The 13953-nt window shown below is 64.7% G+C and carries 5 protein-coding genes; all 5 read left to right on the top strand.

The genetic code is table 11. The features are described 5' to 3' along the window. Positions 1-5243 (top strand): alpha-2-macroglobulin family protein (locus ACXJ7R_RS12110; protein WP_457152040.1); only part of this gene is annotated, 5243 nt, incomplete at its 5' end. A gap of 108 nt (positions 5244-5351) precedes the next feature. Beyond that, positions 5352-7442: a penicillin-binding protein 1C gene (gene pbpC / locus ACXJ7R_RS12105; protein ID WP_457152039.1), complete on the top strand. Its 2091-nt coding sequence runs from the start codon at positions 5352-5354 to the stop codon at positions 7440-7442. Between the two features lie 18 nt (positions 7443-7460). After that, positions 7461-8183 (top strand): M15 family metallopeptidase, encoded by a 723-nt coding sequence (locus ACXJ7R_RS12100; RefSeq protein ID WP_457152041.1) that lies wholly within the window; start codon positions 7461-7463, stop codon positions 8181-8183. Between the two features lie 167 nt (positions 8184-8350). Further along, positions 8351-12640, top strand: coding sequence for a beta strand repeat-containing protein (locus ACXJ7R_RS12095; RefSeq protein WP_457152038.1), 4290 nt, complete (start codon positions 8351-8353; stop codon positions 12638-12640). A gap of 80 nt (positions 12641-12720) precedes the next feature. Further along, positions 12721-13824, top strand: a complete 1104-nt coding sequence (locus ACXJ7R_RS12090) for a TIGR03032 family protein (protein ID WP_457152037.1) — start codon at positions 12721-12723, stop codon at positions 13822-13824. Positions 13825-13953: the final 129 nt, after the last annotated feature.

The raw sequence follows: 13953 nt of genomic DNA, 5'->3' as shown, positions 1-13953 counted from the left end.
AATCCGACTACAATCAACTGAAGCCGTTCAACGGTGCGGTCGCCGGCAAGGTCGTCAACATCGATGGCGACCCCGACATCGGCGCGCCGCCGGAACTTGCCTTCTTCCCCAACTGGATGGCCGATCAGGCCCAGCAATACCGCAACAAGCTGTTGGGTCCGGCCTATGTCAAGCCGACGGAAGGGCTGACGGCGCTGACGAATGCCGCCGAACAGTCCGAGCTTACCGGCGATCACCGCTCCGCCATGCTGAGATATGAAGGCGCCGTGTCCGTCATGCCCGATGATGGCCAGCTCTGGCTCGCCCTGGCGCGCGAAACGCTGGCCGTGCAGCCTGCCGCCAACACGTCCGAGGCTTCCACTTTGCCGGCAAACGGCACCTCGGCCGCCTTCAACGCCTACAAGCTCTCGCGCACCAACAAGACGCGCGCCGAAGTGCTGGCGCTGCTCGGCAACGGCCTCGACAAGCGCGATCTCTACCGGCCAGCCCTGCAGGCCTATGAGGCCAGCCTTGCGCTGGTCCCCTCGCCGGCGGTCCAGGCCGACTATGCCGATCTGAAGGCCCGCAAGGGTTTCCGCGTCATCGACCACACGGTCGATGCCGACACCAGCGCGCCGCGCATCTGCGCGCAATTCTCGGAGGACCTGGTCAAGACCGGCGTCGACTACGCACAGTTCGTCACCGTCGACAACGCGCCGCCCAAGGGCGTCGAGGCCAAGGACAAGCAGATCTGCGTCGAAGGTCTGGAGCACGGCCAGCATTACGAGGTCACCTTCCGCGCCGGCCTGCCGGCCGCCATCGGCGAGGTGACCGCCGCCCCCGTGGTGCTGTCGATCTATGTGCAGGATCGGGCACCCTCGGCCCGCTTCACCGGCGACAGCTTCGTGCTGCCGGCCGGCGCGCGCCGCGGCATTCCGGTCGTCACCGTCAACATGAACGCGGCCGAGATGAAGCTCTACCGTATCGGCGACCGTTCGCTGGCGCAGCTTCTTTCGGGCTATCAGTTCCTCCACCAGCTCGACAGCTACGATATCTCCAACATTTCCGAGCAGATGGGCGAGCCGGTCTGGCACGGCCAGCTCGACATCGCCAATGATCTGAACAAGGAGGTCACCACCTCCTTCCCGGTCGACGAAGCGCTGCCGCAACGCAAGCCAGGCGTCTATGTGCTGACCGCCCAGGCCGTCAACGACAAGAGCGACGACTACAATTCGATGGCCACGCAATGGTTCGTCGTCTCCGACATCGGCCTGTCGACCTATACCGGCCAGGACGGGCTCAATGTCTTTGCCCGTTCGCTGGGCAGCGCCAAGCCGATCTCGGGCGCCGAACTGACGCTGGTTGCCCGCAACAACGAGATTCTTGGCACCGCGACCACTGATGCCGACGGCCACGCCGTCTTCAACCCGGGCCTGACGCGTGGCGACGGCGGCATGGTGCCGGCCGTGCTGATGGGCAAGCAGGGCGACAATGATTTCGTCTTCCTCGACATGGGCCGGGCAGGCTTCGACCTGTCCGATCGCGGCGTCACCGGACGCGCGGCGCCCGGCGCGCTCGATGTCTATGCCTGGACCGAGCGCGGCATCTACCGCGCCGGCGAGGATGTTCATGTCGCGGCCCTTGCCCGCGACGGCGCCGCCAAGGCGGTCGAGAACCTGCCGCTGACCTTCATCTTCTCGCGCCCCGACGGCGTCGAGGACCGCCGCATCGTCAGTGACGGCGCATCGGCCGGCGGCCACGCCGTCGACCTGCCGCTAGAGCCCAACGCCATGCGCGGCACCTGGTCGGTGTCGATCTACACCGATCCCAAGCAGCCGGCGGTCGCCAGCCAGATGTTCCTGGTCGAGGATTTCGTACCGGATCGCATCGAATTCGACATGAAGGCCGACAAGCAGGAGATCGCACAGGGCGAAACCGCCAACATCAACATTGACGGCCGCTTCCTGTACGGCGCGCCGGCTGCAGGCCTGGCGCTGGAAGGCGAGTTGACGCTGTCGACGTCCCGCGATTGGGACCGTTTCCAGGGCTTCTCCTTCGGCCTCGCCGATGAGCAGTCGGCCGAACCCACGGTCACCCCTCTCACCGATCTGCCGGTGGTTGGCGATGACGGCAAGGCGACCTTCCCGGTCTCCGTCGAGCAACTGCCCTCGACCACCAAGCTGGTCGACGCCAAGGTGACGGTCCGGATGCGCGAAACCGGTGGCCGCGCCATCGAGCGTTCGCTCAACATCGGCATCCGCCCGCAAGGCCATATGATCGGCATCCGTCCGGATTTCGCCGACAATGAAGTGCCGCAGGGCGGCACGGCGAAGTTCAGCCTGATCGCTGTCGATCCCGACGGCAAACGTGAGGCGCTGAAAGGCGCCCAATGGACGCTGGTCAAGGTCGAACGCAATTACCAGTGGTACCGCTCCAACAACTCCTGGAACTACGAGCCGGTCACCTTCACCAAGTCGATCGCCAACGGCCAGGTTGACCTCAGTGCCGACGGCGACGCTACGGTCTCCGTGCCGGTCGACTGGGGCCAGTACCGCCTCGAGGTCGAGACATCGGATCCCGAGGGACCGGCGACCAGCTACGAGTTCGACGCCGGCTGGTACGTCTCCTCGACCACCACCGAAACGCCTGACGGCCTGGAGATCGCCCTCGACAAGGACACCTATGCCGCTGGCGAAGTGGCCAAGCTCAAGGTCTCGCCGCATTTTGCCGGCGAACTCCTGATCAACATCGGCTCGGACAAGCTGTTGAAGACCGTCACGGCAACCGTGCCGGCCGGCGGCAGCACCGTCGACATCCCGGTCGGTGACGACTGGGGCGCCGGCGCCTATGTCACGGCAACCCTGTTCCGGCCTGGCGACGCGCAGGAATCGCGCATGCCGGCCCGCGCCATCGGCGTGAAATGGCTGAAGGTCGATCCGGGCTCGAAGAAGCTCGCCGTCACCCTCACGCCGCCCGACAAGACCATGCCTCGCCAGCAGCTGTCGATCCCGGTCGCGGTGGCCGGCGTGCAGCCGGGCAGCAACGCCTATGTCATGGTTGCCGCCGTCGATGTCGGCATCCTCAACCTGACCAACTACAAAGTGCCGGATCCGGAAAACTGGTTCTTTGGCCAGCGCATGCTGGGCATGGAAATCCGCGACCTCTACGGCCGCCTGATCGACGGCTCGCTGGGCAACACCGGCAAGCTCAGGACCGGCGGCGACGGCGCCAACATGCAGACGCAAGGCAGTCCGCCGACCGAAAAGCTGGTCGCCTTCTTCTCTGGTCCGGTTCAGCTCGACGCCGACGGCAAGGCGCGGATCGACTTCGACATTCCGCAGTTCAACGGCACCGTGCGCGTCATGGCTGTCGCCTGGACCAAGGAAGCGGTCGGCCATGCGCAGTCCGACGTCATCGTGCGTGATCCGGTGGTCATCACCGCCGGCCTGCCGCGTTTCCTGGCGCCTGGCGACGCCGCCGTCATGCGCCTCGATGTCGCCGACACCGATGGCCCGGCCGGTGACTATGCGCTGTCGATAAACACGACCGGCGACCTGTCGACCGGCGACAAGCCTCTGCCTGAGAAGCTGACGCTGGCCAAGGGCAAGCGGCAGACACTGACCGTGCCGCTGATCGCACAGACGGCGGGCAATGCCTCGATCACCATCAAGCTTGCCCATGCCGACGGCACCGCTGTCGAACAGACGCTGTACGTGCCAGTGCGTCCGGCGCAGTTGCCGGTCACCACCCGCCTGGTCGTCGACCTCAAGGGCAATGGCGGCGCTTTGCGCGTCGACAAGGAGCTCCTGGCGGCAAGCCTGCTCGACGGCGCTTCCGTCAGCGTCGGCGTTTCGCAGGCGGCAGCCTTCGACGTGCCGTCGCTTTTGATGACGCTCGACCGCTACCCCTATGGTTGCGCCGAGCAGACCACCAGCCGCGCCATGCCGCTTCTCTACGTCAATGAATTGGCGTCCGGCATCGGCATGGCCAGTGACCCTGACCTGCACGGCCGCATCCAGGATGCCATCTACAAGGTTCTGAGCTACCAGGCCTCTGCCGGCAGCTTCGGCCTGTGGGGTCCGGGCTCCGGCGACCTCTGGCTCGACGCCTATGTCACCGACTTCCTGACCAGGGCGCGCGAGCAGAAATACGACGTGCCGAGCCTGGCGATGAACCAGGCGCTGAGCAACTTGCAGAACTCGCTCGGCTACGACCAGAGCGTACAGGACCGTGGCAGCGAGATCGCTTACGCCCTCTACGTCCTGGCCCGCAACAAGAAGGCCTCGATCGGCGACCTGCGCTACTATGCCGACACCCAGCTCGAGGCTTTCTCGAGCCCGATGGCGGTTGCCCAGCTGGCGGCGAGCCTGGCGCTCTACGGCGACACGCCGCGCGCTGAAGCGACGTTCAAGACTGCGCTCCAGCTCGCCAAGGCGACAACCGACTATGACTACTACCGCTCCGACTATGGCTCGCCGCTGCGTGACGGCGCGGCGATGCTGGCGCTGGCGGCGGAATCGAAGCCGGTGCCGACGATCGTGCCGGAGCTTATCAAGCTGGTGACGAAAGAACGCGCCGAAGCCGATTGGACCACCACCCAGGACGAATCCTGGATGCTGCTGGCGGCCCGCGCATTGAAGGAAGGCAATGATTCGATCACGCTGACCGTCAATGGCGCGCCGCATTCAGGCGGTTATTCCAACCAGATCAACGGCAGCGACCTGGTCGACAGCCCGCTCGCCATCGCCAACACCGGCAAGACCCCGCTGCAGGCCGTCGTCACCACCGTGGCGTCGCCGATCCAGCCGCTGCCGGCCAGCGGCGACGGCTTCACCATCGGCCGAACCTACTACAAGCTCGATGGCACCGAAGCCAACGTCACCGAGGCGACGCAGAACGAACGCTATGTCGTTGTGCTCAAGATCTACGAGCAGAACCGCTGGCCTTCGCGCCTCCTGATCACCGACTTGTTGCCGGCAGGCTTCGAGATCGACAATCCGGGCCTGGTCTCCAGTGCGCAATTGTCGAATTTCTCCTGGCTCGCCCAGACCGACGCGGCCCATCTCGAATTCCGCGACGACCGTTTCGTCGCGGCGTTCAACCCCAATGACGGCGATGGCGACCGCAACATCACGCTTGCCTATGTCGTTCGCGCGGTGACGCCGGGCACCTACGCCCATCCGGCGGCGACGGTGGAGGATATGTACCGGCCGCAGTATTCGGCCCGCACCGCCACCGGCATGATGGAGGTCAAGGCGCCGTAAGGTGCCGATGGTGGCGATCATGAACAGAACGATGGCGCTCGCGACAGCCACCTTCTCCCCGTCACCAGACGGGGAGAAGGTGCCGGCAAGCGGATGAGGGGCAGCGCCATGCTCTCAAAAAAGATCCTGCGCCGCGCAGCCGTTACCGCAGCTTCCTGCGCCGGCATCCTTGCCCTTTCCGTCGCCTCCCTCTGGGAACTCGACCGCGCCTTTCCCCCGCCGCTCCCGGCCGAGCTCACGGTCTCGACGGAAGTCCAGGACCGCGACGGCCAGCTGTTGCGCGCCTTCGCCACGCCGGACGGTTATTGGCGGCTCGAAACCAGGCTCGACCAGGTCGACAAGCAGTTCGTCGACATGCTGGTCACCTATGAGGACAAGCGCTTCTGGGACCATGAGGGCGTCGACGTGCTGGCGCTGGCCCGAGCCGCCGGCCAGTTCGCAACCAGCGGCCATATCGTCTCCGGCGGCTCGACCCTGTCGATGCAGCTCGCCCGGCTGATCGAGCCGCGCGAAAGCCGCAGCCTCGGCTCCAAGATCAAGCAGATGCTGCGTGCCATCCAGATCGAGCGGCGGCTGTCCAAGCGCGAAATCCTCGAACGCTACCTGACGCTGGCGCCATATGGCGGCAATCTGGAAGGCGTGCGCGCCGCCTCGCTGGCCTATTTCGGCAAGGAGCCGAAGCGGCTCACCGTTTCCGAAGCCGCCCTGCTCGTAGCCTTGCCGCAGCTGCCGGAAAAGCGCCGGCCCGACCGCAACCTGCAGATCGCCCACGCCGCGCGCGACCGGGTGCTGACCCGCATGGTCTCCTCCGGCCTGCTCGGCGAGCGAGAGGCCGCGCGCGCGGCCCTCGACGATGTGTCGGGCCTGCGCCGCACCTTGCCGGCGTTCGCCGCGCACGCCGCCTATGCGATGCTGCCCAAGGCCGTGCCCGGCCAACCCGTGCAGCTGACGATCCGCAAGGGCGTCCAGGAGGGGCTGGAGCAGGTCGCCAGGGACGCCGCCACCAAGTTAGGGCCTCGCCTCTCCGTTGCCATGGTGCTGGCCGACGCCCGCACCGGCGACATTCTCGGCGAGGTCGGCTCGGCCAATTTCTTCGATGCCAGCCGCTCCGGCTGGATCGACATGACCAAGATCGTCCGCTCGCCCGGCTCGACGCTGAAGCCTTTTATCTATGGACTTGCCTTTGAGCAGGGCCTGGTGGCGCAGGAAACGCTGATCGACGACAGCCCGGTCGATTTCTCCGGCTACCGGCCGAAGAATTTCGACATGGGCTACCAGGGCGACGTCAGCATCCGCCAGGCGCTGCAGCTGTCGCTCAACGTGCCGGCGATCCGCGTGCTGGACGCAGTCGGACCAACGAGGCTGATGGCGCGCTTCCGCCAGGCTGGGGTGAGCCCCACGCTGCCGGTCAACGAGGCGCCGGGCCTGGCCATCGGCCTCGGCGGCGTCGGTGTGTCGCTGCGCGATCTCGTCCAGCTCTACACAGGCCTCGCCAATGGCGGCAAGACGCACACGCTGCATGACGGCACCGAGCCGGCCAATGCCGAGCGTACCACCGCCACCATCCTCGACGGTCAGGCCAACTGGCAGATCATCGACATCCTGTCTGGCGTCAAGCCGCCCGAGGGCGCCTCGCAACGCGGCATCGCCTACAAGACCGGCACCTCCTATGGCTACCGCGACGCGTGGTCGGTTGGCTTCGACGGCCGCTACGTGTTGGGCGTCTGGGTCGGCCGTCCCGACGCGGGCGCGGTTCCTGGCCTCTCCGGCTATGTCTCGGCCGCCCCGATCCTGTTCGAGGGCTTTGTCCGTTCCGGCCTCGCCACCGTGCCATTGCCGGGCAAGCCGCCGGGCGTCTTCAGCCCCAAACGCGAGGACCTGCCGATGACGCTCGCCCGGTTCAGCACCGGTTCGGACGGGCTCGTGCAGGCGACACCGACCGAACCTGCGCCGACCATAATCTTTCCGCCGGACGGCGCTCGCGTCGACCTCGGCACCAACTCAGCCGATGCCTCGCCGCTGGTGCTGAAGCTGCAGGGCGGCCGGGCGCCGTTCCGCTGGCTGGCCAACGGCAAGCTGCTGACCGGCATCGACCGCCGCCGCACCGCAACCTGGCAGCCGGATGGCACCGGCTACTCGACGCTGACCGTCATCGATGCCGCTGGACGCGCAGCAAGCGTGAAAGTGTTCGTCGAGTGAAAGCGTTCCTTGAATAGAATGCGCCAGGCGATTCAGGGCATTGGCTTTTGCGCGCTAATGGTGGCGGCTTTCGCTCTGCCGACACATGCCGACACCCTGCCCGCCGGCTTTGTTCGCCTCGCCGACATCGCCCCCTCGATCCGCCAGGACATCCGCTACGCTGGATCCGACAATTTCCTGCACCGCAGGGTGAACGGTTATGAAGCGCCTGCCTGCATCCTCACCGAGCAGGCGGCCAAGGCGCTTTCCGGCGTCCAGAAGGCGATTGCCGCCAATGGCCTGACGTTGGTCGTGTTCGATTGCTACCGCCCTGCCCGTGCCGTCACCGACATGGGGCAATGGACGCGAGAGGGCGGGCCGCCCGATCCGCAATGGTATCCGCGGGTTAAGCGCGGCGACCTCATCGCCAACGGCTATGTCGGTGAACTGTCCAGCCATTCCCGCGGCTCGACGGTCGATGTCGCCATTGCGCGAGCCGACAGCAGATCCGCGCCGAAACCGGCCTGCGGTGCCGTCGAAGCCGACACGCTCGATTTCGGCACCGGCTTCGACTGCTTTGACCCGATAAGCGAGACCGCCCACCGCGGGCTCGCCAGCGAAGCCGCGGTAAACCGCAAGATGCTTCTCGATGCCATGCGCACCGGCGGCTTCAAGAACTATGCGCGCGAATGGTGGCATTTCACGCTGGCAAATGAACCGTTCGCCAAGCAGCGATTCGACTTTCCCGTCACCGCCAGGTGAGACAGCCACCAAACCGGTGGAACTGCTGTTCAGCGACCTGATACTTCAACAAGTTGTTGTATAAATACAACTTAAATTGCCCGTCACTAGTGATTGCCCTGAAATCACGCAGACTCGAATTGCAATTCCCTTCCGCAAGGATACGCATGGCCGCTGGAGGGCTTCCAATGGGTTTTACGTCGGGTTTTGACGTCGTGTTCGTGCGCGACGTCGTTCAACTATGTCCAAAGCGTCGCCGCTCGCTGCTTTTGGGCACGGCGCTCGGCTCGACGCTGGTAGCGCTCTGCGCCTCCCCGTCATTCGCGGCAAACTGCACGCAGCCGGCCTCGCCCTCGCCGATCACGGTCAACGGTGCTGTAACGCCGATCTCGTGCACCAACACCGTCGCACGCACGGCAACCGTGGCTGGCGACAACGCCATCGGCATAGTGACGACCGGCAATGGCAACACCGTCGACATCACCAACAGCGGGCTGCTGACCACGACTTCGACTTCACTCATTCCGGGGCCGACTTTCTCGCAGTCTACCGGCGCGCGCGGCATCTATGCCGGCACCAACGGCATTGGCGCTGACATCACCATCAACAACACCGGCACCATCAACTCGTACAGCGACGGCATCAAGGCGACCGACGCCGCCACGAGCGGCACCGTTTTCAGCAGCGACACCCACATCACCATCACCAATTCAGGCAACCTGACCGCAGGCCCCAACGCCGAGGGCATCTATGCCAATGCCAGCTACGGGTCCAACAACGTCGTGACCATCAACAACAGTGGCGTCATCCAGACCGGCGCCAGTGCCTCCCAGAGCGGCACATCGTCCGGCATATTCGCCACCGTCGACGGCGACAACAGCCAGATCAACATCGCCAACAGTGGCGCCATCAGCACGATCGGCGACACCGCTTCGGGTATCTCGGCGATCGCCAACTACTACAATGGCGACAATGGCAGCATCGTCATCGGCAACAAGGCTGCCATCACCACGACGGGCGCCGGCGCCGATGGCATCCTCGCCAAGGCCGGCAATCCGGACCATGGCGGCACGGTCAAAATCACCAACGCCGCCACCGTCAGTGCCGGCAATATCGGCATCGCCAGCTTCACCTATGGCGCAGGCGGCAACATCACCATCGACAACAAGGGCAATATCACGGCCGGCACAGGCGGCGCCAATGCCTCCGACGGCATTATGGCCGTCGCCTACGGCAGTGACGCGACCATCACCATCACCAATGGTGGTGCCATCGACACGACCGCCGGCGGTCAGCGGTCTGTCGGCATCGAGGCCACGGCTGGCTACTACGATTTCAGCAATGCGCACATTTCAGTGACCAACACAGCCAGCATCACCACTGGCGCCTATTCCGAAGGCATCCTCGCTCGCTCCTATGGCACCGGCGCCACGGTCACCATCGACAACAGCGGCACCATCAACGCCGGCTCGCTCGGTATCGTCGCCAACGTCTACGGCGACAGCAGCCAGATCAGCGTCACCAACAGCGGGGCGATCACAACCACGGATCCGAACGCGAATGGCATTACGGCGGTCGCCATTTCCTATGGCAGCAGCGGCGACAGCATTGTCATCGACAACAAGGCCGGCGGCACCATCGACACCAGCACCGGTACGTTCGGCATCTTCGCGCTGGCAGGGAGCAACGGCAATACCGACCCCGACAATGGCGGCACCATCACTATTACCAATGCCGCCACGATAAGTTCCGGCCACAYCGGCATCGCCGCCATCACCTATGGCAATGGCGGCGATGTAACGGTTTCAAACTCGGCCGCGATCACAGCCGGAAAACTGGGCGACAACGGTTCCTACGGCATCCTGGCTGTTGCCATTGGCAGCGACATAGCCATCGATATCACCAACAGCGGCGCCATCGACACGACCGCCGGCGGTCCTAACGCGACGGGCATCCAGGCCTCGGGCACCTATTCCTCGGCCAGCAACGTGCACATTTCGGTCACCAACAGCGCCAGCATCACCACGGCCGCCAATTCCGAAGGCATATTCGCCCAGGCCTACGGCGACGGCGGCATGGTTACCGTAGACAACAACGGCGCCATCAAGACCGGCGACAGCACCTCGACGAACGGTCGTTCGTCCGGCATCGCCGCCAATGTCAATGGCGACAACAGCCAGATCAGCGTCACCAACAGTGGCGCGATCACAACCATCGGCGTCGGTGCGAACGGCATCACSGCGATCGCCAACCTCTATGGCACCTGCAGCTGCCAGGGGCCCCTTTTCCCGGCCACCAGCAACGGCAGCATCGTCATCAGCAACAAGGCTGGTGGCACGATAACCACGACAGGCACCTATGCGTCGGGCATCTTTGCACAGGCCGGCAACAAGGATCCGTCCGACCCGGGCAATTCCAATCCCGACGATGGCGGCACGATCAACATTACCAACGCCGCCGTCATCAAATCGGGGGGCAAGGGTATTGCCGCCGGCACTTACGGAGCCGGGGGCACCATCAGCGTCACCAACAGTGGCGACATCATCTCGACGGCCGGCGAAGGCCTCTATGCCAAGTCCATTGGCGACAACAGCAGCGTTGCCGTCGCCAATTCGGCATCCGTCAATGCCAAGGGCGGCGTTGCCGGGATGGCTGCCTACACGAGCGGCGCCGGCAGCAACATCGTCATCGGCAACACCGGAAACAATGCGGAACTGTTCAGCAGCGTGGGCTTCGGCGCAATCGCTGGCGCAACCGGCACATCGAGCACGATCTTCGTCACCAACGATGGCAAGATTCACGGCCAGCTTGGCGGCCTGCAGGTCAGTTCGACCGGCGGTTCCACGGTCACCATCGGCACGTCCGGCTTTGTCGGCGCCAACAACAACCTGGCCATCAAGTCGACCGCCGGAACAACCAGGATCGACGATGCCGGCGTGATTGCCGGCCGCGTCGAATTGAGCGACGCCGGCAATGTCATGAACGTCAATGACACCGGCGTCTTCAGGGCATTCACCGACAGCAAATTCGGTGCCGGCAGCGATACGCTCAACAATGGCGGCACCCTCTACGCATCGGGCAGCTTCTTTGGCTCGTCACCGAGCACCGTCAGCTTCATCGGCCTCGATAGCTTCGTCAACGGCAGCCTGGGCTCCGGAGCCGGCCTGACGACGATGATCGATGGCGTGGCAGGCGACAGACTGACCACCAGCGGCAACTTCACCGGCCAGGGCAATTCGAAGCTCGGCGTCGACGCAAACTTTACCACCGGCRTCGCCGACACTCTGACGATCGGCGGCAATTCGTCCGGTCATACCGATTTGGTCGTGAATGTCGTCGGCGCCGGCGCGCCGGCGGTCTTCATCCCCGTGGTCACGGTGACCGGAACAACCGCCGACAGCGATTTCGATCTGGCTGGCCCCGTCAATGCCGGCTTCTTCACCTACGGCCTGTTCCTGCAGGGCAACACACACGGCCTGCGTTCCATCGGGCTTGACAATGCCGGTTTCGAACTGCCCGCCGGCGTGACCGGAGCACAGGATGTGTGGCTGGACACGACCGGGTTCTGGCAGGACCGCATGGCGGATCTGCGCGCGCAGGAAAGTGGCGTCCACAATGCGGATATGCCGGAGGAAAAACTCGCGGCGCGCATGGGCGGCCTCTGGGCGCGGGCGTCCGGCGATTGGTCTAATCGCGACAGCAGCGTAAGCTTCACCGATCCGGTCTCGCTGCAGGCAGAGACCCTCGACCTCGATCGCAGCCAGCGCACCGGTGCTTTCCTCGGCGGCATCGACATGGGGCTCGAAGGTATCGCCGGCGGCGATATGCTGTTCGGCGTCATGGGCGGCTACGTCACCTCCAGGCTCGACTTCAAGGCGACGGACGACAGCTGGGACTACAAGGGCGGCACGGTCGGCGCCTATGCCACCTACCTGAATGGCGGCTTCTACCTCGACGGCCTCGTTAAGGCCGACTTCCTCGATGTCGACATCAACGACGTCGGCGGCAAGACGAGCACCAACGCCACCAATATCGGCGCGCGCCTCGACGCCGGCTACCGCGTCGCCATGGGCTGGGGCTTCATCGAGCCGCAAGCCAGCCTGGAATGGGTCCGCACCAATATGGATTCGGTATCGCTGTTTGGCGGCGACATCGACTTCCAGAACGGCAGCAGCGGCCGCGCCAGGATCGGCGTGCGCGTCGGCACCGATATGCAGATGAACGGCATGACCGTCAGTCCGGACCTGACGCTGAGTGTCTGGAACCATTTCGGCGACAGCAACGCCGTCGACATCAACTTCCCCGGTAGCGCCTTCTCCGCCACCGACAGCGCCGGCAACGGCACGTTCGGCGAGGTCGGCGTCGGCGTGAACGTGGCCAGCGCCAGCAACTGGTCCGGCGTGGTCCGCGGCAGCGTCCGCTTCGGCAACAATTACAGCGCCGGCTCCATTGGCGCGGCACTCCGTTACGGCTGGTAGTCCAGCGGATTGCATCTGAACTTCTTGCGCCGGCCCTCGCGGCCGGCGTAGTCATGACTAGGTCTACCCATGGAGCAAGCGTGAGCACATTTAAGGCCACTGACGAGGCCCAGGCGAAACCGCCCGAAGCCGCGTCTCCCAGCGCGGCCGAACAGCAGACCAACGTCTCGCTGTCGCGCGGCTTCATCAACTGGATGGAGACGGCGCAGTGCTCGCTGGCTTTCACCTCCTACCAGACCGGACAGTTGTTCCTGGTCGGCCTCACCGGCGACAGGAAGGCCTCCATCCACCAGACCAGTTTCGTCAGAGCCATGGGCGTGACCGTTGCCGGGCAGCGGATCATCCTAGCCTCCGACACGGCGGTGTGGCGGCTGGAAAACATCCTCGGACCCGACCAGGTCGCCAACGCCATTTACGACCGCATGTATATGCCGCGCGCCGCTTCTTACACAGGCGACCTCGACATCCATGAACTGGCTGTGCGCGAAGACGGGCAGGTCGTGTTCATCAACACCAAGTTCTCTTGCCTGGCGACGCTGAGCCCGACGCATTCCTTCCGACCGTTGTGGAAGCCCTCCTTCATCAGCAAGCTGGTGCCTGAGGACCGCTGTCATCTTAATGGTCTCGCCATGCAGAACGGGCGCGCCCGCTATGTCAGCGCGATCAGTCGGTCGGACTCGGTCGGCGGCTGGCGCGACCGCCGCTGGGAAGGCGGCATGATCATCGACATCACCGAGGACAGAGTGGTGGTCGACGATCTGTCGATGCCGCATTCGCCACGCGTCCATGACGGTGCGCTGTGGGTGCTGGATTCCGGCCGCGGCTTCCTGGTCCGCATCGATCCCGGAACCGGACAGCGGCAGAACATCGCCTTTTGCCCCGGCTTCCTGCGCGGCCTGAGCTTTCATGGCCGCTTTGCCATCGTCACCACGTCATTGCCGCGCGATGGCCTGTTCAAGGACCTGCCGCTACAAGACAATCTGCAGACGCGCGACGCCGAGCCGCGCTGCGCGCTCTACATCATCGACCTGCATACCGGCGGCATAGCCGAGTGGATCGAGTTGAAGGGACACATCACCGAGCTGTTCGACGTCGCCGTCATTGCGGGCTGCCGCTGCCCTTCGTCCGTGCCGCTCAACAGCCCGAACATGGCTTCGCTGATCACTATCGACAGCGAAGGCTGAGCGAATCGGGCCCGCCTGCTAAGTCCTTGTCCCGGCCTGTCCAAAGCCTAGATCAAACGTCAGGCAGGCTCGGAATTCGCTCAGCGCAGCCATGAGGAAGAAATTTCTCCGCAGACCGAAATATCGTCG

Source organism: Mesorhizobium sp. P5_C1, assembly GCF_054049815.1.
This window is presented reverse-complemented; position numbering and strand designations above follow the sequence as displayed.

Excerpts from the sequence above, each read along its gene's own strand:
- ACXJ7R_RS12100 (WP_457152041.1), top strand. The coding sequence starts at position 7,461 with ATGCGCCAGGCGATTCAGGGCATTGGCTTTTGCGCGCTAATGGTGGCG.
- pbpC (WP_457152039.1), top strand. The coding sequence starts at position 5,352 with ATGCTCTCAAAAAAGATCCTGCGCCGCGCAGCCGTTACCGCAGCTTCC.